Below are 26,771 nucleotides of genomic sequence, written 5' to 3' on the forward strand. Positions count from 1 at the left end.
ATCCTCATACCCCCACCGCTTAAAAAAGCAGCAGGGTAGGCTGAACACCCGGGTCAAATTTGAACCGGCACAACCCTCACAGGTGGGTCAAATTTCGGCCGGCGCCAACACGCATTCTTGTTCGCGAGCGCAATGGCTGCGATGTTGGCGTTTCGTCGCTCCAAGAGCTTCTGCAGCCACGCATTGCCGTTCTGATCCGCCTTGCTCCGGAACGACCACAGTACCGCTCTAGCTCCGTGGACCAGCAATGTCCGCAGGTACGTGTCGCCGCGCTTACTGATACCGAGCAAGGTAGCCTTGCCGCCGCTGGATGATTGGGCCGGAACCAATCCTACCCACGCAGCCAGCTGCCGGGCGTTGTCGAAGCTCTTTGCATCGCCGATCGTGGCAACGAGTGCGCTCGCGGTAATCGGGCCAATCCCGGGGATCTTCTCGAGCTTGCGACTCGCTTCGCTGTTGCGGTGCGAGGTCTTGATCTGCGCCTCGAGTTCGCTGACCTGGCGGTCAAGCTCCTTGAGGTGATTGAGCAGGCGCTGGATCAATAGCCGGAAGGTTCCAGGCAGCTCGTTGCTCGCATCCTCTATGAGTTCAGGAACCTTACTGCAGACATGCGATATTCCTTGGGGAACTACGAGGCCGAACTCGGCCAGTAGCCCACGAATCTGGTTGGTCAAGGCAGTTCGCGCGCCAACGAATCCTTGGCGAACACGGTGTAGCGACAGCACGGCCTGCTGTTCGATGTTCTTGACTGGTACGAATCGCATATTCGGTCGCGCGACCGCCTCGCAGATTGCCTCCGCATCCGCCGCGTCGTTCTTGTTCGTCTTGACGTAGGGCTTGACGAACTGCGGAGCCATCAGCTTGACTGTGTGGCCGAAACCTTGAAGCTTGCGAGCCCAGTGGTGAGCACCCCCACAGGCTTCCATGCCGATCAGACAAGGCGGCAGGCTCGCGAAGAACACGGCCATCTGGTCGCGCTTGATCTGCTTCTTCAAGGCTGCCTTCCCGTGTTCGTTCACGCCGTGGACTTGGAACACGTTCTTGGCCAGGTCGATGCCGACTGTCGTAATCTTCATGGTGGACGCTCCTGTTCAGTTTGAGTGGTGACGTAGGAATCTCCACTCTGGCACATCAATGCCGTACGGGTGGGGGCGTCCATACCATTACTTCCTGGGACATCAACCTAGGTCCGGTCAGCTTTTGGCCTTCATTCGAGCCAGCGCCGCGAGCCGGCGAATGCGCGAGTCGGTCAAAACTGTCATGATGTCCCTCATCTCTCTGATGGTGCCTCGATGTCGCACGATTTAAACCTTGCCCGATTGGGGCGGTCACCGGCGCTGGTACGGGAGCCAAGACTCCGCGTTTTGACCTCAGCGAATTCCCTGATGCCGGCGACCGTTCCTCCTGTAGGTCTCGACCTTGAGGAGCCGCCATGCCAATGGAACTACTTCAGGCGCTCGCGGATGATGAGTTGCCCGTTGAACTTTTTTTGACACGCGAGGTTCAGGACAAACTTCGGATCCTCCATGATGCTGGCCACATCATCTGTAGCTTCCCTTCCGCGGAGATGGCTCATTTGGAGCCTGTTCGCGTCCACATGGTGACGCCGCTGGGCCGCAAGGCGCTCAGGTACTTCGGACCTGAACGGGTGCGAAGCAAAGAAGACGACGGTTGGTCGGATCTACTGGAGCGATCGGGCGCATAAGCCCCGCCCACAGCATCCAACGGGCGCAGCGGCGCCGTTGGGTGGGGACGAAAAAGCCCGCCGAAGCGGGCAAGACCTTGGTGGAAAGTCGAGGGAGGAGGCACGCAGTGGATCCCGTCCCTGCACTGGCCCTGAATGTCCCTAAGACGCGACACGAATACGGCAATGCGCCGCAAGTGCGTCGTGGTTGTATCGTAGCTCTGCGACTGTTCAGTGGCAGTTCAGCTTCTGACCGTTGAATCGCGGACAGAACCGATAGTTGTTCTATCATTTTTCGCCGTTTCGCCTAGTATTCAAGGAAGGCAGTTGATAGGCAGGCCCCACGTCGATAACGCATTTCGAATATCGCGAATGGGAGGTTCGTGTGGAAGTCACGGCTGCCGGAGAGGCGTTCTCAGGGCGTGCGGACCTCCCTTCGGAAGCGAAATGCCGGTGCTGTCTGCTCGCGCCTCGACGCAACCGCCGCAAGGCTTGCCCTGGGCACGAAAGCCCCCGACTTCACTGACAACTGGATCTCTCTCAACGAGAGCGGCCAATCGCGGTTCTGGGGTCTGTAGGACGCATCGCGGCGACACCGACGGCCCCCGGCGCTGGTAGAGGAAGCTTCGGCAGCCACCCCGCACGGGCGGTTCCTCGATGCCGGCGGCCGTCCGCCTCCGACTGTAGTCGGACAGTCGAGCGAACAGGGTCGTCAGATGCCGGCTTTCAGCCTGGCCAGCGCATCCAGCCGACGCAGAGCCTGCCGCGCGGCGGCGAGTTCCGGCATCTCACCTCCCTGAGCCTCAAGGGCGTCCAGCGCTTTCGAGATCAGGGCGACGTCGTCGGACTTCGCCGCGGCGCGCTTTACCGGGCCGGGCATGTCTTCCTCGGGGATCACTTCGACCTCGGGCGCCGCCTTCTGTTCGTCGGCCCCAGGCGTGGTGTACCCGCCCTCGGATGTCTTCGTCAGCAGCGTGCCGCGCCGGAAGAACCGGAACTTGGCGCCCACGGGCAAATCGCTGAACTGCATAGTCGCATGCTAAGGCAGGGCGCGCTTCGTGTGGCGTGGTCAGCATCGCTCAGGGGTAGGCCGTCGTGTCGTCTAACAACCCGGCAGGCAGCACCAGGCGTCGCGTCGGCGGCTTCCTTGAGTGCGCCTCCCAGCCGCCAAGCAGGATACCGCGGTCGATCTTCACGACCTTGGTGGCTTCTACGAGTCCAACGGCATTCTGGCCAAGCCCGCCAAAGACCTGTTCACACTTCTCGTTTAGATGAGATATCTTAATAGACGGAGGCAAAAGAAATGATTCTCAAAGCTCCGGCAGACGTATCGGCCGCCAACGATAACGGCGGGATGGTCAGCACGCGACTGGCGCCGCTGTTCTTCGTCTCTGGCGTGGCGGCGCTGGTCTACCAGCTGTGCTGGCAGCGCCTGCTCTTTTCAGCCTTCGGCGTGGATATCGACTCCGTGACGATCATTGTCTCGGTGTTCATGCTCGGCCTGGGGCTCGGCGCGCTGGTCGGTGGCAGGCTCGCGGACCACCGCCCCGCATGGGCGCTGCGGTATTTCGCGATCGCGGAGCTGGGCATCGGCACCTTCGGCCTGTTCAGCCCCGCACTGATACGTGCGACCGGCGACGCCTTTGTCGGTGCGTCTCAATGGCAGATCGTAGTTGTCAATTTCCTGCTGCTGCTTTTCCCGACCTGCCTGATGGGCGCCACGCTGCCTATTCTGGTGGCGCACGTGACCCGTATATGGGGCAATGTGGGCAAATCGATCGGACTGCTCTACCAGGTCAATACCCTTGGGGCGGCCTTCGGCGTGGCGATCGTCGGCTTCCTCTGGTTCTTGCTGTTCGACCTCGACGGCGCGATCCGCATGGCCGCCTCCTTGAACATCCTGGTGAGCCTGCTTACCGTCGCCTGGATCAAGCACCATGGCTAGCTTCGCCTGGCTCCTATCGCTGGCTGTCGGCTTCCTTAGCCTCAGCCAGGAGATCCTGTGGGTGCGGCTGATCTCCTTTGGCCTGCGGGGTATGAGCCAGTCCTTCGCGATCGTCCTGCTGTGCTTCCTCGTGGGGATCGCGATCGGCTCGGCCATCGGCAAGCGCTTCTGTGAGAGGCACGATGACCTACTGCGTACCTCGGCGCTCGTCCTGGCGGCGGCCGCGGTCATCGACCTCAGCCTCCTGCGCCTGCTTCCTGCTCTGCTGCAAGGCAGCGCCTCGGGCCTGGCTGCGGTGCTGTTTCTGATCGTGCTCGCGGCGGCGCTCAAGAGCATCATGTTTCCGATCGCCCACCACCTGGGTTCGCAGCAGTCCGGTACGCATATCGGACGCTCGGTATCCAAGGTGTACTTCGGCAACATCATCGGCTCGACCCTGGGGCCGATCGTGACGGGATACGTGCTGCTGGACAGGCTGAGCATCGACGGTTGCCTGCTTCTGATCGGGCTCGCGACGGGCGTGTTGTCGCTGCTGTGCGCCGCGCAGGCGCGCAAGCCAGCGACCGGGTTGGCTGCCATGGGCGCGATCATCGCTGCCACGGCCCTGGCATGGTCGGGCCCGGCGGTGGTGCCGGCCATCGCACTGGCGACGTCGACGGAACACGTGGAGGGCACCAAGGTCGACCACGTCGTGCAGAATCGGCAGGGCATCATCCATACCCTCTCCACCCCCGATGGAAAGCCGGATGTCATCCTCGGCGGCAACGCTTACGACGGCCAGCTCAATGTCGATATGCGCCTGAACGGCAACCTGCTGGACCGCGGGCTGGCCTTGCTGGCGGTCCATCCCAATCCCGAGCGCGTGCTGGTCATCGGCATGAGCACGGGCGCCTGGGCCCGCATTCTCAGTGCGTCGCCGCGCATCAAGGAAATGACGGTGGTCGAGATCAATCCCGGCTACCTGAAGGTCATCGCGCAGTACCCGCAGGTAGCCGGCCTGCTGAAGGAGCCGCGCATCCAGATCGTCATCGACGACGGGCGCCGCTGGCTGCGTCGAAACCCGGATCAAGCCTTCGACCTCGTGGTGCAGAACACCACCTGGTCGTGGAGAGGCTATTCAACCAACCTGCTCTCCCTCGAATACATGCAGCTGGTCTCGTCGCACCTGAAACCCGGCGGCATCTTTGCGATGAACAGTACAGGGTCGAGCGACGTGCTGCACACTGCACACAAGGTCTTTCCGTTTGTCGAGCGGAGGCTGAACTTCGTCTATGGAAGCAAGTCGGATTTCTCTCGACCCGTGCCCACTGCGGAGGCAGCTTTCCGCGAGCTGCGCCTTGACAATTCCGTCGTATTCGCCGAGCAGGCTTTCCGAGCCGGCGGACTTGCAAGGGAAATGATCAAGGCGCCCTTTGTGGCGCCTGAGCAGCAGTTCGCCGGCATGTCCGAATCACCCGGACTGATTACCGACCAGAACATGCTCGTCGAACACGCGCATGGGCTTTGGCGCTACCGCTTGCCGAACTTCTATCGGAAGGTGGACCACGCGCGGATGCTACTCGACAGGTAGCGTGTTCAGGGACTCGCGCCTGTTCATCCCTACGAAGGGTGGCATCGACGGGGGGACGGCCGCCGGCATCGGGGAACCGCCCCGGATTGGGGTGGATGCCGAAGCTTCCCCTACCAGCGCCGGTGGCCGACCCGTTCTGTCGCCCAGTAGTTCGCCATTCTCCGTGGCGCGCTCCGGGTGTGAACCGCCAGCAGCCACATCTCGTGCACGAGGGCTGCCGGGACCGAAATGTCTGAGCGCCTTGAGGCCAAGCGACGTCACCTCGTGGACCCGCACGCAGGCGCATTGTTCGAGGCAGCCGGAGGAAAGCTGCAGAGGATGTGGCCGGCGTCATGAAGAACCCAGAGTTTCTGCTGGACCTCCTGGTCCACGATCTCCACAGGCCTCTCCGCATCGGCGAGTTCTTGGAGTAGTTCCATGGGTCTATTCGCGCCAACTTTTTTGGCGGCGACAAGCAAGCTACTGTTCAATGAATGGCATGGCCCTCGCGCCGCGCTGAATGTCCCGCTCGTCGATGAATGCACGCGCCTTCTGCAGCAGCGCTGCAACGGTGCTCGCACCGTCACGGTACTTCCCGACGAGAACGATTCGGCATCGGTGCTGACTCTTCCAACGAAGGTCGCCGTGCCGCGTGAACACACCTTCCGCCGTAGATCTGTCCAACTCGAGCGCCACCCACCAACCCTTGTACTTGGACCGATGAACCGACCCGTCGCCCGACATCTCCAAGATCTCCAGAAAGCGAGCCTTCCATTTCTCCTTCGGTCGCCCCGCCTTCGAAGGAGTTGATCGCGTCAGAGCTGGACCTTGCTGATCTTGGCGCCTTGCAGGGAAACGCCTGCCTCGAGTCCCACGTTGGTCAGCACGAAGCCGACCACAGGCTGTTGAATCGTGAGTGTCGATGTTGCCCGTGGCGCCCAGGGTGGCGATCGCGACGGTGGCGTCAGCCCCCGCTGTCCAACCGCTGCTGTTGCGGAACCTGTCCAGAGCTTGCTTCGTGTTAAAGACGTAGATCACCGCCTTCGCTAGCGCGCCCGCCTGGAAGCCCAGCGACCCTGCGGTGGTGCTGTAGTAGGCCTCGGTGCGCCCGGCCACGCGCAGTGCACCGCGCCCGTACTCGGCACCAACCCCCAGGCTCGCGCCGACCACGGCGGGAACACCAGAACGCCGTTGGCCTTCGCCACCATCTCGCGAGAGCCCGGCACGCTGGCATACAACTTCGACAAGGCGTCCTCCACCTGGGCGTCCATGGACGCGCGCGACGACTTCGCGCTGGATGTGTCTCCAGGCCGCGTCGTGGTGCAACCCATGAAGGCGAAACTGGTCAGGGCGAGCATTGCGATGCCGAGCACGTATCGATGAAGGGAACGCATGGTCGACTCTTTTCAGCCACCAACTCGCAGGCAACGCCAACGCCGCTGATGCCTCCGACTCATGATCGTGCACAAACGACCCGGCAATTTCCGCGCCATGTCGCGGCGCGACAAGCAACTACTTGCTGGACGATGGCCACAGCCAGCGGATGGGCTGCATCAGCGCGCGCATTTGCTCGACGAATTCGGCCTGGGCCTGCGCCGCCATCCGCTGGTACGCGGCGCTGTCGAGTCCTGCGGATCCTCGACGGGCAATACTTGCCGCAAAAGTTGCCGCCTTAGGCGTCTCTTCGCAGCGATCTCGGGGGACGCCATCGGGCACATCAATTGCTCCACCCGGCACGCGGAGAACTCTCACCATGCGCTGGAGCGAATGCTACGGGAAGATCCAGCAGTTGAGTCCGAAGGCCGCCAAGCTGGCCTCGCGGATGCTGTGCAAGGATCCCCGGGTCCCCTCTCACTGGGCGTTTGCCCTCGATGTGGCCCTGGCCGGCCGCGGCAAGGCAGCGGGCGGCTTCACTTCGGCGGATCTGGATGCCATCGGCGCCAGTCAACGACAGGAGCGACCGGAGCCGACGGCCGAGCTCGACCCGGCGCAACAGGAAGCCTGGACCTTCGCGGCTTCCGTTCGCAAGTCGGCCGCCGGCGGCGCGAACAAGGGCGCCCAGGCGCCCAAGCTCAGTCCGGAAGACGCAGAGTGGGATCCGCGAACGCCCACGCCGGAAGAAGCGTGGCTGCTCGCCTTTTCGCAGGAGTTGCAGCGAATCTCCGACCTCAGCCCCGATGACATTGCCCGTCGCGCCCTTCGCAGGCTCGAGACGGACGGAGACCGCAACCCCTTGGAGGCAGCCAGGGATGAACTCGTAGCGAGCGAGGTCGAGAACGTTGCGCCGCATCAGAACGTCGGCATTCCGCCGGAAGGCGGCTACTGAGGGCCACGTGGACCGTCACGAGCCAGTGACCATCAACGGGGGATGTCAGCCTGCTCCAGCGCGCGACAGGAAGTCGCAACTCGAATTCTTGACGGCGAAGGATGGGTCGATGTCTGCACCGATCGGGAAGAAGAGAAGGTCCAGTCGCGAACGGCAGCCGGCCGACCATCCGGCGGTGGGCCGGCTGCGTCGTGCGTCCGGTATCTTCCAGGGGCGGATCGAATGCGGGGACGGCGTCGTCGGCGCGTCGATCAGCCCGGCCGGGCAACCCGTCGACACCGTCCTGGCCTTCGCCGAAAGGGTGGTCGAGAACATCGACGCCCTGAGCACAAGAGGGCGGGAACTCGTCGCCGCTGAGGCGCTGGAGACCTACAACGCGGACTGGCGCTTCGGCGAGCGGCCCGCCGGAGAAGGCATCGTGGCGATGTTCGAAGCCCCCATCAAGTCAAAGGCAGAGTTCTCCGCGGGTCTCACGCTGTTCCTGGTCCGGGTCACCGGGCTCCAGTCGGTCACCCTGACCTTCGCGTGCGCAGAGAGATTCTCGAGGCATGCCGTCAGCGTGACCTCGCTGGACGGACTTGGCTTCAACAGCGTACGCGTCGAGCTTCATGAGGCGTGCCCCGACATCCTGCGCGACGTGCCCGGCTGGTGGCATCCGATCAACCTGCATCCGAAGGCGCCTCCCGCACCCTGCGGCCTCACGATCCGCCAGCGAGCGCTCAAGCGCTCGGTGGACATCGTGGGAGCGCTGGCCTTCTTCGTGCTTCTCGGCCCGCTCTACCTGCTGGTCGCCGGCGCGGTGTTCGTCGGCATGGGCGGCCCGGTGCACTATTGGCAGACGCGCCTGGGCCAGGGCGGCCGCCCCTTCCGCTGCTACAAGTTCCGTTCGATGGTGACGGGGTCGGACGACATCCTCGCGTATCACCTGGCGCGCGACGCCGTCGCGCGCGATCGTTGGGAACGGTTTCAGAAGCTCGACGACGATCCCCGTGTCACGCCCGTCGGTCGCGTGATCCGCCGGCTGAGCCTCGACGAGCTGCCGCAGTTCTACAACGTGCTGAGGGGCGACATGAGCCTGGTCGGTCCCCGTCCGTGCATGGTTCGCCAGCGCAGCCTGTACGGCAGCAGCTGGCAGCACTATTGCCAGATGCGACCCGGCATCACCGGACTCTGGCAGGTCAGCGGCCGCAACCACCTGCCCTACGCCGACCGCGTCGCGCTGGACGTCCGCTATGTCACGCATTGGTCGCTGGCTCTCGACGCCAAGATTCTTGTGCGCACCGTCTGGGTAGTTCTGAGCGGCGACGGATCGTCTTGAACGGAGATCTCAGCTGCGCAGGCGAAGGCTGACAAGAACCCTCCCGTTTCTCCTGCTTCTGTGCCGTCCGGACCACGACAACGTGGATTGGGCAATGATCAAGGAGTCATTCGATGGCGACACCATGCGAGGCTGTTTATTGTTTCGATCGGGCTACAGTCCGTTTTGCCATCTACCCAGAAGGTCTTGAAGGCCCTCGCGTCCTCGCGGAGATTTCAGAAGACGCCCTGCGCGATGTGTTCGGCGCACGCGATGGACCGGACAGCCTGCTCGAGACCTGCCAGGCGAACTTCGAGGCGATAGAAAGGGCTGCGATGGAACTGCAAAGGCGCCGACCCGAAGCACCGATCGAACTGGAAATCATGGACTTCTCCGTTCCTTCCACCCGTCACGATTTTCTATCTCACCGCGGATCGGGCGTCCTGCCTGGGTGACAACGGGGCCAACGCCGGGCGCACCAGGTCTGACGCCCACGAGAGATCCCAAGGCTTCACTCAAAGCTGCATTTCGACCCGTGCGGCACTGCCCGAGTCTTTCTGCGCAAAGGCCACGACGTCCGCGCCATAGCGCCTCACATTGAGGTCGAAGCGGCTGTCGCCCACCTGCAGTCCGGCAATGTGGATGGCCTCGATCCCCTGGGGCAGGCGGGGATGAGTCACGCGCACCCGGTGGCGGGCCGCCTCGACGGTCACGCCGAGACAGGCCTGCAACAGCATGAACACCGAGCCCGCCGCCCAGGCCTGGGGCAGGCAAGCGACCGGATAGGCCACCGGCGCCTCGCCGGGAGCGCGCTCGAAGCCGCAGAACAGCTCGGGCAGTCGAAGCCCGAAATGCACGGCCGCTTCGAACATGTCGCCGAGCAACTGGACGACGCCGTCGCGCTCGCCATAGCGGGCCATGCCCGCGGCGCACAGCGCGACGTCGTGTGGCCACACGGACCCGTTGTGGTAAGACATCGGGTTGTAGCGCGCCATGTCCGAGGACAGGGTGCGCACGCCCCAGCCGCTATCGAAAGACGCCGAGCGCAGCTGCTGCACGACCAGGCGTCCGCGCTCGGGCGACGGCAAGCCAGAGAACAACAGGTGCCCGGCGTTGGAGGCGCGCACCCGGCACGGCTGCTGCTGCCCGTCCAGAGCCAGGGCGTAGGTCTGCAATTCAGGCAGCCAGAAGCAGCGCTCGACGCGGGCGGCCATCGCGGCCGCCTCGGCCTCCCATTCGCGCGCGCGCGCGAACTGTCGCCGCGCGCGCGACAGCATGCCCATCCCGCGCAGCGCGGCGAACGCGTAGCCTTGCACTTCCACCAGCGCGATGGGTCCCTGGGCCGATCGGCCATCGGCGTGGAACACCGAGTCGTGGCTGTCCTTCCAGCCCTGGTTGGCCAGGCCGGTCAGTTCGCCCCGCGCATAGCTCACGAAACCGCAGTGGCGCCGGGCATTGCCCTCGATCCATTCCATCGCCGCGAGCAGTGCCTCCCAGATGATGGCGATGAAGCCCATGTCGCCCGTGCGTTCGGCATAGGCCGTCGCCAGCATGACGAACAGCGGAGTGGTGTCGACGCCGCCGTAGTACTGGCCGAACGGCAGCTCCTTGACCGCGGCCATCTCGCCCTTGCGGGTCTCGTGCATGATCTTGCCCGGCTCTGCGTCGTGGAAGGAGGAGGTCTCGCTCGCCTGGTGGGCGGCGAGGAAGGCGAGCACGCCGCGCGCGAGCGCCGGATCGAGCCACAGGGTCTGCAGAGCGGTGACCACCGCATCGCGGCCGAAGGGGGTCGAGAACCACGGGATGCCGGCATACGGATAGGGCCCGGTGTCGAGCTCCGTGGTGAGCAGGGCCAGGTCGGCCTCGGACTTGTCGATCCAGGCTTGGAACAGGCGCCCGGACGCGCGCACCCGAGCGCCGCGGCGCCGGTGGATGCGCAGACTCCAGCGGACGCGCGTCGCGGCCTCCCCAAAGCGCGTGGGCGACGGCTCGGCATGGGCCTCGCCGACTTCGACATGGAGCGTCCAGCGCGCACGGCCGTCCAGGGCGACGTCGAAGGTCGCGTGACCTTCGCCCAAGCGGGCCGGCACCTCCGAGAAGGACAGGACGACGCTGCGCCAGACCGCGTCGAGGCCGCGGTAGCGCAACGCGACCTGGCGTTCGCCGAGCGCCCCGGCGGCCAGTTCTCCGCGCTGAGGGCGCTGTTGGCCGCGGACCTCGAACATGTCGCGGAAGTCGGCGCCGAACAGCAGGGTGAGCGGGACCCGCGCCGCTGCATCCCCGTAGTTGACCAGCGTAATGCGCTCGTGCACCCGGTCCTGCCACAGGAAGCGGCGGCGCTCCAGATGGATCACCCCCTGGGGCATCGAGCTCTCGCCCAGGGGCGGCAGCGGATGGTTGGTCATGTTGGCCGTGAAGAAGGCGTTGTCCTGGCTCACGGCGCTCGACAGCAGAGCCGGCTGGCGGCCGTCCATCAACAGCCTGAAAGTCGAAAGCCATCGCGTGTCGTCGTGGAACAAGCCGTCGCCCTCCCCCGTGACATCGCCGAAGGCATCGGCCACGAGGAAGGTGTCGCCCTCCTTGAGGACGAACAGCCGCTGCCCCGAGCGCACCGGCGGCGCCGGCCACTCGTCATCGCGTGCGGTGGGGGCATCGGGCGTTTGCACGGCGCTTCCCGGTCCGGCTAGGCGGCGATGCCTTCGCGCGATGATCCGCGGCTGCCGCTCGCGATCTGCCAGTAGAGCTGCGCGTAGCGCACGGCCATGGCCCGGGCCGTGAAGCGCTGCTCGAAGACGGAGCGGACAGTCTCCCGCGACAGGCTTTCCACCGCTTCGACCGCGGCCACGGCCTGCTCGAGGTCGTCGACGACCCAGCCGGTGACCCCGGCATCGATGACTTCGGGAACCGCGCCGCAGCGCCAAGCGATGACCGGGGTCCCGCAGGCCATCGCCTCGATCATTACGAGTCCGAAAGGCTCGGGCCAGTCGATGGGAAACAGCAGTGCGCGTGCGTTGCCGAGAAAGTCGCCCTTCTGGGCATCGCCGATCTCGCCGATGTAGTTCACCAGGGGGTGGTCCAGCAGCGGCCGGATGACACGTTCGAAATAGTCCCGGTCCACGGCGTCGACCTTGGCCGCCAGGCGCAGCGGCACGCCCGCCGCTTTGGCGATCTCGATCGCGCGATCCGGCCGCTTCTCCGGCGAGATGCGGCCCAGGAAGGCGAGGTAGTTCCCCTGGGGCACCCGCGTGAAAGGCAGGCCGCGCGGATCGATCCCGTGGTGCACGGTGGCGCGCCAGTGGGCCTCGGGCATCGGCAGCCGCTGATGGTTGGAAATCGAGACCAAGGGGAAGTCGCTCCAGCGGCGATAGGTATCCGGCAGATCGGCAATATCCAGCCGGCCGTGAAGGGTAGTCAAGGTCTTCGCGGCCATCTGCTCGAACAGCGGGAAGTGCAGCATGTCGATGTGGAAGTGCACGACGTCGAAGGCGTCGGCGAGGCGCCGGACCTCGTGCAGCATCGACAGATGGCTCGCCAGATCGGACTTCAGCGGCGCGTCGTCCAGTCGCAGGGCCTGGCGGCGCGTGAAGACCGGCGTGGCTCGCGTGCGCATGTCGCCTGCGGCGAATAGGGTGACGTCGTGGCCCCGCTCGACCAGCGCATCCGTAAGATAGGCCACCACCCGTTCCGTGCCGCCATAGAGGCGGGGTGGAACGGCTTCGTACAGCGGTGCGACTTGAGCGATCTTCATCGTCCTTCCCCGGCGGCCTGCCATCAACGCGGCCATGGACATTTTTCAATGCCGCCGATGAAAGCCGCGGACGGCTGGAGGCCCGTTGGATTGTCGGAAGACATCGTACGGCGCAAGTCAATGAAACGCTGGCGGAATGTCCGCCCGATCTTCACGGCGCGCATTGAGTCCCAAAGCTGCGGCCGGACGGATGCTCCGACGCGCGACGGCGCGGCAACCTGAGTCGGTACCACGAGCGAGCGAAAGCCGCTCGTGTCGGCAACAACCTACGCAGGAGCGCGCCGCGCGTCAGATGCGCATGTTCCGGCGCCGGGTGCACGCTTCGAGGCGTCAAACCATTCGAATCCTCTCGGGAGTCCGTCATGGCCAACACAGCCAACACAGGCCGGTGCATTCCCCTTCCCTACCGCCGACAGTCATTCGGCCCATCCCATGACCGAATCCAGGCCTGTCGAGGAGCCCTCGGAGCCCGCGCTCGATCGGGCGGCTCTTTGCGCTCCACCGAGATGAATCGCTCGAAGAGCACGCTCATGCATTGGGGTCCACGTTGGTGACCTCGAGGCAGTAGCAGACGGCGCTGTTGGCGGCCGAGGCGCGGCCCTGGCAGAGGATGTTGCGGTCGCGCGCCCAATGCACGATGTCAGCAACTGTCAGGAAGTAGCTCTCGTATTCGAGCTGGGCAATGAGTTTGAACTCGTGCTCGATCTGCTTGTGGACGTTGTCGGGCAGCCCGTTCGGTTACCGGCGCTGCGCGCCCTCGTAGGTCAGCTTGCGCAAGTGCGACGCCGACGTCTCGCCTTCAGGGACGACCTCGCGCGGGTATTCATACTTGAGCTTCTCCAGTGAGAACGTGCACAGGCTCGCCACTCGCACGGTCTCCTTCATCCACTCGGCGGGCACCTGGTTCATCAGGGCCGCGCGGCCGCGCAGGTAAGACTCGGCGTTGGCCTGAAGCGCGAAGCCCGCGGTGGCGACGGTCTTCCCGACCCGGACCGTAGTGAGAACGTCCTGGACCTTCTTGCGCTTGCTCGTGTGCATGACCGGGCTCGAGCTGGCAAGGATCCGCAGGCCGGTGCGATCGGCGACCTGCTCGACCACCCAGAGGCGCAGCTCGTCGTCCATGAGGAGCGGGCGCGGCGCCACGATCCAGGCTCGGCCCGGGAACCAGGTCTTCAGCCACATGGTCTGGGCGAAGAGCGACTCGACGGTGGCATCCGGCTCGGGCAGCAGGAGCGCCAGGCAGCCGGGCATGCCGGCCAGGTGCGGCGTCTGGATGTTCTTGCCCTCCACGTCCGTCAACAGGGCGCTGTACGTGCCCTTGGCGGCCCGCCGGCGGGCGAGCGTGATGCACTCGCAGAGGTTGCCCCAGCCGAGCTTGTTCTCGGCCAGAAAAACAATCCTGGCGTGGGGGTGACCGCTCTGGGTGGTCAGGAGGATCTCGCTGCCGCAGATGAGGTGCAGGCTGGCCTCCCGGGCAGCCAGGTGGGCCCGAACGACGCCCGAGACCGAGCATTCGTCGGTCAGGGCGAGTGCCGAGTAGAGCTTGGCCGCGGCGCGCTCCACCAGCTCCTCAGGTTGCGAGGCGCCGACGAGGAAGGTGAAGTTTGCGCGGCGTGCAGCTCGGCGAAGGGAGGCGGTTCGTGCATACTGGATATAAAACCAGTATCGCACCGCCCCCTGTCCTGTTTTTTGACGGATGCCGGGTCGGCTTTCCGTCTTTTTGTCGGGGAAATCCGCCCCGTTCGGCCGCTGACAATGCAATTGCACAATGCCAGCATTGCAATTGCAACTCTGCTATGTTGTCGTCATGACCGCCGCCACCACCAATCCTGCCCCAACGACCGTCGCCGGCGTCATGGCCAAGGCCTTCGAAGGAGTGTTCGCCCACGCCTTCTCCCGCGGGGAGGACGATATCCGTGGGGCCGGAACGCCCTTCTTCCACGCTAGCGAGTCCGCCTGGGGGCTGAACCGGGGTGTTGCCGCGCGCTACGCGTCGCGGAGCGTGCCCGCCCGCTCTCTGGACGAGTGGTTCGAGGCATCGCGGCTGCCGCGCAAGAAGGACCTCTTCACGGCCCTATGCGTCAATGCATCGACGCTTTCGCGCATGCGCCCGGAAGCGCCCCTTGAGCCAGGCGTCACCGAGCGCCTGCTCCGCCAGTCGGACCTGCTGGTTCGGGCGGCCGAAGTGTTCGGCGATCAGGGGCCGACCTGGATGACCAAGCCGCACCCCCTGCTCGACGGGAAGACGCCCATCGAGTTCGCGACGAACGAATACGGCGGCGAGAAGGTGCGCTCGATCTTGAACGCGATCGAGCACGGGGGCGTCGTTTGACGCTGTCGGTCTGGCGCATCTGCACGACCAAAGGCTTGCGGCGCGATCAACTTGGCTACGGCTCGACGCTGTCGCCAGGGCGGTGGCACCTGCCGCCACCGGATGGGCAGTCCGTCGTCTACGCCGGGGGCAGTCGCGCGATCTGCCAACTGGAGAAACGCGTCCATTGCAACGGCGTGAAGCCGATCGGCCAAGCCCTGATTCGCCTTGATCTGCCCGACGCTGCAGAGCTGCAGGACGTTCGTGAGGGCTTCGAGCTTCCCGCGGACTGGATCGACCAGGAGGCGCTCACCCAAACGATCGGCGTGGCCTGGCGCAAGGCCGGAGACGCGCTCGGCCTGTGGGTTCCATCGGCTGTCGAGTCGAGCGAGAGCAACATCGTCCTGAACCCTGATCACCCCGCATTCCTGCAGGTGGTGGTCACGGTCGAGCGCAACCCGTTCGAGTTCGACGACCGCATGTTCCCTTGATCCACCCGATTTCTGTGCATCCAGCCGCCACAACGCTTCAGATCCACCGGGACGGCCACTGGGTGCCCGCCGCTACCGTGGACCACTTCGTCGACGGACCGATGGGGCCTGAACTCGACCGCCGGCCACCCTCTTTTCTGTTCGACCTGGTGCCCCAGGGCGCCAGTATCTGCTCGAGCAGCTCTGTCCAGCATCTGCGGCCTAGTCCCCGCTGGGTGCTTCATCCGGCTCATCAGCGTTCGCGATCGGTTGCTTGGCCACTTTCGGAGCGGGGAGCTTCAATACGCTGCTCAGGCTCGCCGCGATAGACGGGTGATACGTTGCAAGTATCTTCGTGCCTTCGGCAATCCGGCTTCGCCATCCCTTGCCGCGAGCCATGATGTCTTCCGCTGCTTCCTGAAGTGCGTACGGTGATCGCTCGAGGGCGTAGGAAACGAGGGCTGCGACTTGCCCCGCATCTTTTGCGATCTTTGTGTGGAACTGCTCTTCGCGCTCCGCCATCACCACAAGTTTGTGCAGCGCGTAGCGCAACGGTGAAGGGATGTTGACGACGAGCGCGTTTTCGCCGGAGATCACCGCGGTCTGTGTTGTCTTCTCAAGGGAGAATTCCATGAACTTGAGGGGTTGCAGGTTCACGTTCAACGGCTCGTGCCGGTAGATTGCGTTGTTGCGACCGGCCACCGTGAGAAGGTCGATTCGCAAGTCCCCGCTCTTCGAATTCAGGTAGGTCGCGCCCTGGCCGGTCGTGATCGAATTCGCGGGCAGCAGGCCCATCTCAAGCGAGGTGATCGCATCGTGCACGTTGGCTTCAGCGTTGGTCGGAAGCGCGAGCGAAACGTTCTTTCCCGCATGAGCAAAATCGATATCATTGGTCCGCCATCCTCCGTTCCATCGCACGCCGAGCATGTTGCCCATGGCGATGAAGGCGTGGGTGCCGATCAGTACGCCGCCGGCATTGAAGAAGCCGTGCTCCGCGAGCCGATGGATCACTTTGAAGTGCTGCGGCATAACCGTCATGCATCCAAGGGACGTGCAGGCTAGCGCGAGCCTGGCCAGGCTGTCGTGGCCGGGGGCCTTTCCTTCCGAACGCAACCGGATCAGCTCGCTAAGCCGCTCGTCGACTGGGCCCAGGTAGACCTGCTTCAGTTTCCCCTCCAGGTCGCGGAACTGCCAGTACCAGTACTGGATGCCTTTGATTTCCTTCTTGTTGAACGAGCCCGTGAGGTCGACGATCGAACGGTCGAGCATTTGAGCCTGCGCCTGCTCGACCAACTCTGCAAAGTTGGTCTGCGCCGATAGCGATAGGTCATCAAAAAGGGGGGGCTCCGCTCGCTTCATGGTTATACTTCGCTTTCTGTCTAGTGAAGTATAACAAATGGGCGGAAAGTTATACTGCGCGCCATGCCTGGCGCAGTATAATATTCGCGCGCCTTGGCTTGCAGATGTGTTTCTCCGCCGTGCTCATCAGGCCGTCTCGCCGCGAATCATCTCAGCGGGGACGATCGACGTCCTCGGCCTCTTTTCCGGTCTCGGCCATGCGCAGGTGCGCGCAGCACGTCTGCCATGGGCAATCGGCTGCGTGAGTCCCGAAAGGATTTGAGGCTCACCTGCTCCAACGCCGGCGTCGTGGGCCGAGCTGCAGGGATCCAGTTCCCGCAGACGTCCTTCTTCACCCGTTCGTCGTCGAAATCTTCGACGTATCTGCCAGCGCTCGATCGCGGTGATTGGCGGCGAGCCCACAGGCCGGATGGCGCACACCAGGGGATCGTACGTCGAAGCTTCCCGGGACCCAAGCCAAGCGCAATGCGGGCGCTTTCGGGCAATTTTCGCGGTTCTTCCGGCCACTGCGCAGCCCATTTGTCAGACTGGCACCGACAAAAAGTTTGCGATTTTCCGACTTGAAACCGCCCGCGGAGCCTCTATTTTCTTCCGCGCCAAAGCAATGAGGAGGTGCTATGTCAGTTGAGCTCCTGAGGCAGATCGCGGCCTCGCCCCTGCCTAAGTCATTTACCGCGGCAGAGGACGTCAACGCGGTCAAGATTCTTCGCCAGGCCGGTCTGGTGCTCGCGTTGGTCGACGAGCCGCCGGAGCGGGGCGCCAGGGTCCTTGCGATCACTGAAAAGGGTAACGCCGAGCTCCTGCGATTTCACTATCCGGAGGTACGGCAGCAAAGAGACCCCGCTCGAGTCAGCTGGCTGCAGATCGCGGCGGAGCGCGCACGCGAGGCGATCAGGCCATCGCGTCGCCGCGACGGATCGTAGAAGCGCTGTTTCACGAAAGGAGTTGACCATGTCTTCGGGATTGGGCTCCTCGCTGTCACGAGCTGGAGGCCGGGACCACGGATCGGCTGGTGCCCGCGCTGGCAGACGAGTCATGAGTGAGAAGGAGATCGCGGCGTACTTGGCGGCTAGGGACTTCCTGCGCCGAGTTCAGCGAGCGTACCCCCTTTTCGTCCCTGCGCGGGGCTTGGCGCGCACCGTCATCGATCGCCCATAGGTCCGCGCGCTTGGCGGACGGCCGAGCGCATGCGCTCGGCTGGACCTGCCTATGGTGTCCAGCAGAATCGCCTGGACCATGAACCGGTGGTTTGCCGACCGATGCACCTCGTCAACCTGGGCAGAGAACGTGTGGAAGCCCAGCAGGACTGATTTGTGGCATCGACGAGTGGGCCGTTCGAGATGGTCCGAGCATGCCCCTCGACGCTCGCGCGGGCACATCCGCGCGGTCTTCTCGTGGGCCGCGATGGCCGGCCTGTCCATGCCAGGCAACCGCAGCAACTACACCTCGCTGCCTTTCGCAGAAACGGAAGGCGCGCTGGACCTCTTCGGCTATGGATGCTGGCCGCGCAGTTGGCGGTTGTAAGCAGGAAGACCTGAAGGACGTTCGCGAGGGCTTCGGCCCTCCTCTGGACTGGATCGATCAGGAGGCGTCTACCCAATCGATCGGCATGGGTGGCGCCAAGCCGGAGCGGCGCTGGGTCTGTGGGTTCCATTGGCGACGAGCCGAGCGAAAGCAACATCACCCCGCTCTTGACCGCCACCCAGGAAGGCAACTTCAAGGGCACCGAAGGCTTCGGCGCCATCCCGTTCGATGGCATCGTGCTGGCGCACAGCAACGAAAGCGAGTGGAAGGCCTTCCGCAACAACAAGAACAACGAGGCCTTCCTCGACCGGATCTACATCGTCAAGGTGCCCTACTGCCTGCGGGTCTCCGAGGAGATCAAGATCTACGAGAAGCTGGTGCGCAACTCGTCGCTCTCGGCGGCGCCCTGCGCCCCCGGCACCTTGCGCATGATGGCCCAGTTCTCGGTGCTCACGCGGCTCAAGGAACCCGAGAACTCCAGCATCTTCAGCAAGATGCAGATCTACGACGGCGACAACCTCAAAGACACCGACCCCAAGGCCAAGTCGATGCAGGAGTACCGCGACTACGCGGGTGTCGACGAAGGCATGAGCGGCACCTCGACCCGCTTCGCCTTCAAGATCATCTCGAAGGTGTTCAACTTCGACAGCAGCGAGGTGGCGGCCAATCCGGTGCACCTGATGCACGTGCTCGAGCAGCAGATCGAGCGCGAGCAGTTCGCGCCCGAGACCGAGCAGAAGTACCTCTCGTACATCAAGGAGCTGATGGCGCCGCGCTATGCGGAATTCATCGGCAAGGAGATCCAGACCGCGTACCTGGAAAGCTACTCGGAGTACGGCCAGAACATCTTCGACCGCTACGTGACCTACGCCGACTACTGGATCCAGGACCAGGAGTACCGCGACCAGGACACCGGCGAGGTCTTCGACCGCGGCTCGCTCAACGCCGAGCTCGAGAAGATCGAGAAGCCCGCGGGCATCAGCAACCCCAAGGACTTCCGCAACGAGATCGTCAACTTCGTGCTGCGCGCGCGGGCCGGCAACGCGGGCAAGAACCCGCTGTGGACCAGCCACGAGAAGCTGCGCACCGTGATCGAGAAGAAGATGTTCTCGAACACCGAAGAACTGCTGCCGGTCATCAGCTTCAACGCCAAGAGCAGCGCCGACGAGATGAAGAAGCACGAGGATTTCGTCAACCGCATGGTCCAGAAGGGCTATACGGCCAAGCAGGTCCGCCTGCTGTGCGAGTGGTATTTGCGGGTTCGCAAGAGTTCATGATGAACTGAAGGAGTTCTGTCCGTGCCATGCTGCAGCAGATCATCGACCGCCGGTTGTCGGGCAAGAACAAGTCCATCGGCAACTTCGACGGTCTGCCGAGGCGCCAGGCGGCCGCAACAGGTGCGCAGCACCCAGGGCCCCGCGTCCGGTCCTTGCACCGTTCGCGCTTTAGATCAATTGATAGACAGGCGCGTTGACCGCGGGGTGGGCCTGCGCGTTTTCGTACGCACGGATGACGCCGCGCAGCCGCTCGCATTCACGCTCGAGGGAGCGGATCAAGACCCCTCCACCTCCCCGGCCGGACGGAAACCCTGCCCCGCCATCCCCGCTCTCCCACGTTTTCCCCACAGCCTTTGCTGGGCGCCGCGAATGAAATAAACATAATTGGCATTCGAGTCCAGACGTCGTAGGCCAGCAGTCACATCCGCTCGGAAGCAGTTTACAGGCTGCAGTAGGCCGTGCCCCGGTTCAGACTGCGCCGCTGCCCGCCCTACTGCACGCTCAGCAGGTAGAGCAGGTACAGCGCGTGCCGAATGCTGATACCCCACGCCTAGCGCGGCGATCAGCGGGAGGTTTGCGACCTTCACGGGATGCCAGCAGCACCGTCAGTGCCTCGCGCGGGATCGAGGTGATGACCCGAGCAATCACCACCACCACCGCGCGTCAGGAGCATGAGATTGTCCGATGAAGGTTTTGATGAGGTCGGAGCAGCGGAACCAGAGAGGAGTCTTTGGGCGCCCAATATGTCTCGATCTCGTGCGCTATTTCCTCGCGAAACGCAAGCCCCCCAGGCTAAAGTGAAGCCGTTCCGAGTGACTGCGCTTTCCTCGCTGAGCGTCAGAGGCTACTGCAAGGCCAGATCGCGACGCGTGGTAGTCGTCGAGAAGTCACGAAGACTGATAGGCATGGAGGATCTCGCACGGACTGGTCCTTAACCCACCTCTTATCCGTGCGGAAGCATCAATCCGAAGGCATGCATGACTAAGATTCTTCGAACGTGGACGTTCTGGATCAAGACGGAACTCACTGACGAATGTAGCGGCTATCTCGACCAGTTCGTGTTGCCCGAATTGCGTCGCCAGATAGGAAGCCTTCGTGCTTCCTCGCTGTTTCGAGATCGGAGCGACGGCACAACACAAGTGGTCGTGGCGTCGATTTGGGAATCGATGGAGCGTATTCGCGCTTACGACGGGGGAGGTACTTCGCGATGCGTCCGTTGGAGAGAAGATTCTGGATCGAGATGCGGTGATGCGCTACTACGCGATCGATTCTCTCTACGACCCTGCCCTGACAGATCTTGCTCATGTGGAGTTGCGTAGCTCGCTCGTCGGCCAACCTCAAGACTTCGAGGGGATCTGAATGACATTCGCAGGTCAAGCTTTCGGCCGCTCCCCAGTAGGTCACTTCTGGGAAATTGCCGCCCTCGTCGCCTAAGACCGCACCGATCTCATCGCGTGGCTGACGTTCACGTTGACGACATAGTTGCGGGTAGCCGCTGAAAGCAGTCGCACGTCTGGTCCTTCGTAGGCATCCAATGTGGTCGGCTTTCGGGGCTCGGGCTTGATTCTGCGAGTTGGTCAAACGACGAATCGCGCTGCTCTCCAATTCCGGCGATCCATAGGAACGATGAGACGTTACTCACGACGCGATGAAAGTCGAGTTGAAGGCAAAACGAGTCCATCAGCATCGCCACCATCGGCCATGCAGCAGGCTGATCGAACCGACGGTTGCAGACCTGTCGCTCAATGGTGTACCGTGTGAATCTATCCTGTTGGACCCGAAATTGCGATGAAAACTGCAAGCCTGATTGCCGCTGTCGCCACATCTGCGTGTCTATGCGCTCATGCGGACAAGACCGAGTATGCGTTTCGATGGAATCCCGAAAACGGCGGCCCTGCGACGGCCGAGGAAGCGGCCAGGATACTCGGCATCAATGACGACAAGGCTAAGAAGATCGAGGTCAGGTACCTCACGGTCAAGCAGCCGGCCGGGTTGCCCAATGGCAACTATCAGGCGGTTGCGCGCGAGCGCGTCGACAAGGACGGGCCGGAGTCGATGTACAAGGTGCGCGGACCAGATTCCAAGGCTGGCAGGACTGTACTGTCGATGTGGGTCTGCCCCCTTTCCGGGCCGGCCCTCGAAACCAAGTTCGAGGTCGATGTGAACTGGGCATTGGGCGAGAAGACCAGGAGCGGAGATCCCAACGAACTTCCAACTCCCCGCACCGCCATTTCTTTCAGCTGTTCTGTCGGAACGTCGGCCAATGCCGCGTTCCCGAAGGCAACCGAAATGTCGCCGAGGTCATGCGTGAACCATGTCCGCCGCCTGAAATCGGACGACTGGAAGATCGAGGAATGGGTGCTTCCGACGAGCGCCTTGATCGTCGAGGTCTCGTACGCTGTGGACGAGGGGAGCCCGTCGCATCAGAAGGCGTTCCAGGCGAGCGTGGACACGCTGCTCAAGGCCGGAGCGCAACCGTTGCCTGACTCGAAGACGCTACTGGGAAGCACCTGCCCTGGCTAACTCAAGGTCGAGGCAGCGATTCGTCGTGGGACTCACCCTCTTAGCTGGTGACGCGATGGCGGAGAGGCAATTGACAGCGATCCGACGAAAAACTGAAATTCGAACGACGCGGCGTTTTGGCAACAGAGCGGCGGCTCGACATTCTCCTTGATGCAGTATTCCGGATTCGTCCGATATCCTGGTTGGTCGATTCGCCTGGCTTCCGGAATATGGGTTCGGCCTCGGCGTGCATCCGATCTCCTTCGGGCCACGCTGCCGCAGTCATTTGAAGAGGAGATAGAATCGCCATGAACACAAGTCTTGTAGCATCATTGGCCTTGGCGGCGCTGAGCGCATCCGCTTGGAGTTCGTACGCCGCGGACATGAACATCCGCCTCGCAGGGCCCGTGGTCAACAAGGCGCTCCCCTCCGGATCCGGCATGACTTGGAGCGCGGGTAGGTACTTCGTCGTCGGCGACGATTCCCCCTATCTGTTCACGCTGAATCGGAAATTTGCGATCACCGCTCGCTCCCTATTGCGAGACTATCCGATTCAACAGAACGGCCGCATCGCGAAGGCTATCAAGCCGGACTACGAGGCAATGGCTAGCGTTGTGTGGAACGGAACGGTCTGGAACCTAATTCTGAGCTCGGGCAGCGACAAGGAGACGCGGGGAGCCGGGCTTCTCGTCTCCACCGATGGCAAGGCCACCGTCCATGAGCGGGATATGACTGTGCTGTACCGAGATTTTGCCTCCCTCGCAGGATTCAAGACCGGCCAGTTGGTCAACATCGAGGCTGTGGCAGTCGCGCGTGACGTTGCCTATTTCTTCAACCGTGGCAATGCCAACAGGAACATCCTTTTTAAGGTGCCACTAGGAGACCTTCTGACCTATATGACCGGCGAGGCCGACAAAGTCGCAGGTATCCGCTTGCACGAGGCCGCGTTGCCGCAACTAAATGGACGTGAGGCTGGATTCTCAGGTGCCGACTACTGGCCTGAGATCGACAGCCTCGTCTACAGCGCCTCTGTGGAGGGGGCCTACGGCGCCTATGACGATGGTGCGGTGCTGGGAAGCTATTTGGGGTTGATCCCCCTGCCCACTTTGGAGGAGGGCGCGTTGCTGGACCTGACCCGGAGCGCGCAGCGCCTCTCCAAGGTCGGGGTGCCGCTCAAGACCAAGGTGGAGTCCATTTCGCTGACGCACACGGAACGACGCCGTGCCGTAGGCGCCTTGGTCGCTGACAACGACAATGGCAGCAGCGAGTTCTTCGATGTCGTATTGACCATCGCGCCCCGACGCTAGCCCTCCCCGTGCCGCCTCCATTGATGTCGGCGAACCGTGCCGATGCCGTCTCGGCGCGGCATTGCTGTACACCAGAATGGCGCGCAGCGGCACGGGTTCACGTCATGCCGGCGCCTTCCGTCCATCGGCGCGACCGTTCCTCAGCTCGTCCGGCGCAAGCGAGACTGCTGGCGGCTTAGGGCTCGCCCTTGGTCTTCTTGCGGGCTTCGCATTTCTTGACGAAGTCGCTCGGCGGAGGTGGCGTTTCCGGGCACAAAGTCAGTCAGCCTAGTGCGCCCCTGCCCGTGTCCGCGACCCGTGCTTCCAAGGTTGGCGCTCTCGCCTCCGCGACCACCTGAGTGCCGTGTTTGGCGGAGGAAGGTCGCAGAAGACGCCTACAACGTGTCTAGCCTCATCCATCACTCGCCTCAACAGACGCGCAATGTCCAAATACAGCCTTGAGGCTTCGCTTCATATTGCCCTAAAGGGCAATATGCGCGGTGCGAGTGCCTGTATAGGATCGCCGCTTATTTCGACCTCGTCCAATTCGTAAGGAGCGTTTTGCAATGGGATTCCGATCGCTGCCTGCAGCCCTTATAGGTCTCGCCATCCTGAGTGCCTGCCAACAAACGAAGCCCCCGACAGCTGAAATCGTTGCGCCTGCTGCCAGTCTTGCCACTGCGTCTGCCCTGAGCGTGGAGGAGGCCAGGCAGATCGCCGAGGATGCCTACATCTACGGCTACTCGCTTATCTCCGTAGAGATGTCACGTAAGGTGATCACCAATGTGGAGAAGCCAACCTCCAAGCGCGCCCCGATGGGTCAGTTCGCGCTGCTGCGTGAATACCCATCCGCCGCCTACCGCGATGTCACTGCGCCGAACGCCGATACCCTGTATTCGAATGCGTTCATCGACGTTTCCAAGGAGCCATGGATCGTCAGCTGGCCAGACATGGGCAAGCGCTACTACGTCTGGGAGTTTTACGACGCGTGGGTGCCCGTGATCTTCGATCCGGGGTCACGCACCACCGGACAGAAGGCTCAGACCTATGCCGTGACGGGGCCCGGCTGGACGGGCAAGCTGCCTGATGGCGTGAAGGAAGTCAAGTCGCCCACGTCCACGGTCTGGATTCTCTCTCGAACCTACTCGACCGGCAGCCCGGCGGACTACCGTGAAGTGTGGAAACTGCAGGACCAGTACAAGCTTTATCCGTTGAGCGCCTGGGGCAAGCCCTACACCCCGCCGCCGGGTCGCATCGATCCCGGGGTGGACATGAAGCGCTCGGTGCGTGACAACGTCAACGCGCTCGATGCCGCGAGCTACTTCCAGTGGATGAATGATCTGATGAAGAACAATCCACCAGCGCCGGAAGACGCGCCGATGGTGGCTCGCATGGCGAAGATCGGCATCGTGCCGGGCGGCAGGTTCGACCTGAGCCGCTTCGAACCAGCGGTCGGAAAGGCGATTTCGGACGCGCCGCGGACCGGCTGGGCCAAGATTGCCGAATACACCGCCCGCTCCGGGCAGGTCAAGGATGGCTGGCTGCTCAATCTGAAGGTCGGGCACTATGGCACCGACTACATGGCACGGGCCTGGCTGTCCGCGTTCGGCATTCCGGCGAACGCGCCCAAGGATGCGGTCTATGTCGTCGGGCTGAAGGACGCCGACGGTCAGCCGCTCGATGCCTCGCGCAACAAGTATGTGGTGCGCTTCAAGAGCAAGAAGGATTTGCCGCCCGCCGATGGCTTCTGGTCGCTGACCATGTACGACGATCAGTATTTTTTCATCCCGAACGCGCTCAATCGCTATACGGTCAGCCAGCGCAACAAGCTCAAGACCAACCCCGACGGCTCGATCGATCTCTATCTGCAAAAGGACCGCCCGAGCGCGGACAAGGTTTCAAACTGGCTGCCGGCCCCGCCAGCCGGCTTCATCCCGATGTTCCGGCTGTACTGGCCGAAGGAGACCTCGCCTTCCGTCTTGGACGGCACGTGGTGGCCGCCGGCAATTCAGAAGGTTGGAGCCCGATAGTCTCGACTGGAGAGGGTGACCTCGTGCTGCGATCCTGTCGGCCCGACGACACGCCGCTAGTCTGCTCGCCGGCAGCTGGCGCCGCCGATTATCACGGTCGACTGGAACGCCGCCAGCAACCAGCGCTGGACCGTGCCGCTGGGCGTCGCATCGACAGGATCTCTTGTCTGGGCAAGCTGCCGTTCAACACGCAGCTCTCGCCCTACTCCAACGTCGTCAAGCCCTGACAACGGTCCCCAGTGGCAGACCGCCTGCAGACGCAGGTCAGGTTTCCCACGTGACTGGTCTGGAGACTTGTCAAAGATCCCCAAGGAGCCACATGCCTTTTGTTCGTCGTTCAGTCGCAGCCGCAGTCGGCCTCGGCCTTGGTGTCATCGCCAGCGGTTGCGCCAACTACCAGCCGCCGCCGATCTTCGCCGGCTTCCTATCGCCTCAGATTTCGCGCACGAGCTGCATCGATGCGGTATCTCGCGAGCGCAAGGTGCCCAAGGAAGATGTGAAGCCTCTCTACGATTCGCAGACCATGGAGGAAGGGTTCTATGTCGTCACCCTCAGCATCGGCGCTGGTCAACCGAACATCAACTGCACGGTCAATGAAAACGGTGTCGTTTCCGACGTCATTCGCGCTCGTTGAAAGCTGCCGTCGTGCCGAAGTCAGTCGTTCCTCTGCAGCCTCCTCGCAAGAGGCCTTGACCGACCAATTCGCTGGCAGCGCGTGCCTTGATGAGGTTGCGACCAGATCGCCAAACAGTTCAACGATCCGGCGTGCGCCGGGAGAATCTCCCGCCCCCGCCCCCGCCCCCGCCCCCGCCCCCGCCCCCGTCCCCGCACAGCGCCGGCAGCGGCAGCGGCAGCGGCTTCGTTAACCGCCGTTCAACTCGAAATTGACACATGACAAAAACCAGACACTTTGCCGGCACTGTGTTGATTGCAGCTACTTTGGCGTTGGCGCTAGAGGCGGAAGCTCAGACGCCCGCGGCCACCAAGCCGGCGGCCCCCTCGGCCAGCGCCGCCGCCAAGGCCGCGCCGCAATTCGACTTCGCCGCACCAAAGCCGACGCAGCCACCGAAGGCCGCCCGGAAGCCGGCGAAGGCCAAGTGAGGAGACGAAGCATGACGAACGCCAAGGCCCTCCTTCCGCTGCTGGCGGCATGGCTCATCACGGCAGGCTTCCATGCGCCGGCGGCCGCCTGGGCCAGCGCCAATCGCTTCGGCGGCCACTCCTACGGCGGCTTCGGCAGTGCCACGCATGACAACCGCTGGGGCGGCTCGACCTCCGCCAATGCCTTCGGCGGCTGGAGCCATACCAACGCCTATGGCGGCCACAGCGAAGGGGTCGCGGGCTACGGCGCGGTGCACACCACGGCCGGCGGCTTCTCGACCTACCGCCCCCCGGCCTATGGCTATGGCGGCTACGCGCCCTACCACGCGCCGGTGGCGGTGCCCTACTACCACGCGGGCTGC

At 63.4% G+C, this 26,771-nt stretch carries 20 protein-coding genes and 3 pseudogenes; 15 read left to right on the top strand and 8 right to left on the bottom strand.

Features of this window, described 5'->3' with window-relative positions; genetic code table 11:
- Positions 1-53: 53 nt before the first annotated feature.
- Positions 54-1,076 (bottom strand): IS110 family RNA-guided transposase, encoded by a 1,023-nt coding sequence (locus QZH52_RS37475; RefSeq protein WP_301816348.1) that lies wholly within the window; start codon positions 1,074-1,076, stop codon positions 54-56.
- Between the two features lie 356 nt (positions 1,077-1,432).
- On the opposite strand from QZH52_RS37475, the gene QZH52_RS37480 reads away from it, so the two are divergent.
- Positions 1,433-1,705, top strand: coding sequence for a hypothetical protein (locus QZH52_RS37480; protein ID WP_301816349.1), 273 nt, complete (start codon positions 1,433-1,435; stop codon positions 1,703-1,705).
- Positions 1,706-2,396: 691 nt separating this feature from the next.
- Here QZH52_RS37480 and QZH52_RS37485 read toward each other — a convergent pair.
- Entirely contained in the window at positions 2,397-2,714 is a 318-nt protein-coding gene (locus tag QZH52_RS37485; RefSeq protein ID WP_301816350.1) for a hypothetical protein, read from the bottom strand.
- Between the two features lie 273 nt (positions 2,715-2,987).
- Here QZH52_RS37485 and QZH52_RS37490 point away from each other — a divergent pair, with 273 nt between their 5' ends.
- Both QZH52_RS37490 and QZH52_RS37495 read left to right on the top strand, forming a co-directional pair.
- Positions 2,988-3,629, top strand: coding sequence for a fused MFS/spermidine synthase (locus QZH52_RS37490; RefSeq protein ID WP_301816351.1), 642 nt, complete (start codon positions 2,988-2,990; stop codon positions 3,627-3,629).
- A complete protein-coding gene (locus QZH52_RS37495; RefSeq protein WP_301816352.1) occupies positions 3,622-5,199 on the top strand; it encodes a spermine/spermidine synthase domain-containing protein in 1,578 nt (525 codons plus the stop codon). Before QZH52_RS37490 ends, QZH52_RS37495 begins: the two co-directional genes overlap by 8 nt.
- 794 nt (positions 5,200-5,993) lie before the next feature.
- Here the strand turns inward: QZH52_RS37495 and QZH52_RS37500 are convergent.
- Positions 5,994-6,572 (bottom strand): annotated as a pseudogene (locus tag QZH52_RS37500) (BPSL1445 family SYLF domain-containing lipoprotein).
- 359 nt (positions 6,573-6,931) lie between these two features.
- On the opposite strand from QZH52_RS37500, the gene QZH52_RS37505 reads away from it, so the two are divergent.
- The 3 genes from QZH52_RS37505 (at position 6,932) to QZH52_RS37515 (ending at position 9,256) form a co-directional block, all read left to right on the top strand.
- Complete coding sequence (locus QZH52_RS37505; protein ID WP_301816353.1) at positions 6,932-7,504, top strand: hypothetical protein; 573 nt, start codon at positions 6,932-6,934, stop codon at positions 7,502-7,504.
- Between the two features lie 109 nt (positions 7,505-7,613).
- Positions 7,614-8,822 carry a sugar transferase gene (locus tag QZH52_RS37510; RefSeq protein WP_301816354.1) on the top strand — a complete coding sequence of 403 codons (1,209 nt, stop codon included), beginning with the start codon at positions 7,614-7,616 and terminating at the stop codon, positions 8,820-8,822.
- Positions 8,823-8,935: 113 nt separating this feature from the next.
- Positions 8,936-9,256 carry a hypothetical protein gene (locus tag QZH52_RS37515; protein WP_301816355.1) on the top strand — a complete coding sequence of 107 codons (321 nt, stop codon included), beginning with the start codon at positions 8,936-8,938 and terminating at the stop codon, positions 9,254-9,256.
- Positions 9,257-9,316: 60 nt separating this feature from the next.
- Here the strand turns inward: QZH52_RS37515 and QZH52_RS37520 are convergent, their stop codons facing one another.
- From QZH52_RS37520 to QZH52_RS37530, 4 genes are all read right to left on the bottom strand, one after another.
- Positions 9,317-11,467 (bottom strand): amylo-alpha-1,6-glucosidase, encoded by a 2,151-nt coding sequence (locus tag QZH52_RS37520; protein ID WP_301816356.1) that lies wholly within the window; start codon positions 11,465-11,467, stop codon positions 9,317-9,319.
- A 17-nt stretch (positions 11,468-11,484) separates the two neighbouring features.
- Positions 11,485-12,549 carry a glycosyltransferase family 4 protein gene (locus QZH52_RS37525; RefSeq protein ID WP_301816366.1) on the bottom strand — a complete coding sequence of 355 codons (1,065 nt, stop codon included), beginning with the start codon at positions 12,547-12,549 and terminating at the stop codon, positions 11,485-11,487.
- A 528-nt stretch (positions 12,550-13,077) separates the two neighbouring features.
- Positions 13,078-13,278, bottom strand: a complete 201-nt coding sequence (locus QZH52_RS38855; RefSeq protein ID WP_366919372.1) for a hypothetical protein — start codon at positions 13,276-13,278, stop codon at positions 13,078-13,080.
- A 9-nt stretch (positions 13,279-13,287) separates the two neighbouring features.
- Entirely contained in the window at positions 13,288-14,316 is a 1,029-nt protein-coding gene (locus QZH52_RS37530) for a PHP domain-containing protein (RefSeq protein ID WP_366919371.1), read from the bottom strand.
- Between the two features lie 40 nt (positions 14,317-14,356).
- On the opposite strand from QZH52_RS37530, the gene QZH52_RS37535 reads away from it, so the two are divergent.
- Positions 14,357-14,881, top strand: a complete 525-nt coding sequence (locus QZH52_RS37535) for an Xre family toxin-antitoxin system antitoxin (RefSeq protein WP_301816358.1) — start codon at positions 14,357-14,359, stop codon at positions 14,879-14,881.
- Complete coding sequence (locus tag QZH52_RS37540; RefSeq protein WP_301816359.1) at positions 14,878-15,351, top strand: RES family NAD+ phosphorylase; 474 nt, start codon at positions 14,878-14,880, stop codon at positions 15,349-15,351. The genes QZH52_RS37535 and QZH52_RS37540 overlap by 4 nt, the downstream gene beginning before the upstream one ends.
- A 201-nt stretch (positions 15,352-15,552) precedes the next feature.
- Here QZH52_RS37540 and QZH52_RS37545 read toward each other — a convergent pair whose 3' ends face one another.
- On the bottom strand, positions 15,553-16,689 hold the full coding sequence (locus tag QZH52_RS37545) for a GSU2403 family nucleotidyltransferase fold protein (protein WP_301816360.1): 1,137 nt from the start codon (positions 16,687-16,689) through the stop codon (positions 15,553-15,555).
- A gap of 617 nt (positions 16,690-17,306) precedes the next feature.
- Here QZH52_RS37545 and QZH52_RS37550 point away from each other — a divergent pair.
- From QZH52_RS37550 to QZH52_RS37580, 7 genes and pseudogenes are all read left to right on the top strand, one after another.
- On the top strand, positions 17,307-17,612 hold the full coding sequence (locus QZH52_RS37550) for a hypothetical protein (protein ID WP_301816361.1): 306 nt from the start codon (positions 17,307-17,309) through the stop codon (positions 17,610-17,612).
- Between the two features lie 762 nt (positions 17,613-18,374).
- A pseudogene (locus tag QZH52_RS37555) lies at positions 18,375-19,490 on the top strand (PrkA family serine protein kinase); the annotation flags it as partial.
- A 1,788-nt stretch (positions 19,491-21,278) separates the two neighbouring features.
- A complete protein-coding gene (locus QZH52_RS37560; protein ID WP_301816362.1) occupies positions 21,279-22,013 on the top strand; it encodes a hypothetical protein in 735 nt (244 codons plus the stop codon).
- Between the two features lie 362 nt (positions 22,014-22,375).
- A complete protein-coding gene (locus QZH52_RS37565; RefSeq protein ID WP_301816363.1) occupies positions 22,376-23,299 on the top strand; it encodes a DUF6929 family protein in 924 nt (307 codons plus the stop codon).
- Between the two features lie 545 nt (positions 23,300-23,844).
- Entirely contained in the window at positions 23,845-25,308 is a 1,464-nt protein-coding gene (locus tag QZH52_RS37570; RefSeq protein ID WP_301816364.1) for a DUF1254 domain-containing protein, read from the top strand.
- Between the two features lie 319 nt (positions 25,309-25,627).
- Positions 25,628-25,942: a hypothetical protein gene (locus QZH52_RS37575; protein WP_301816365.1), complete on the top strand. Its 315-nt coding sequence runs from the start codon at positions 25,628-25,630 to the stop codon at positions 25,940-25,942.
- Between the two features lie 478 nt (positions 25,943-26,420).
- A pseudogene (locus tag QZH52_RS37580) lies at positions 26,421-26,771 on the top strand (hypothetical protein); the annotation flags it as partial.

This window comes from Variovorax ginsengisoli (assembly GCF_030486595.1).
Classification (GTDB): Bacteria; Pseudomonadota; Gammaproteobacteria; order Burkholderiales; family Burkholderiaceae_C; genus Variovorax; species Variovorax ginsengisoli_B.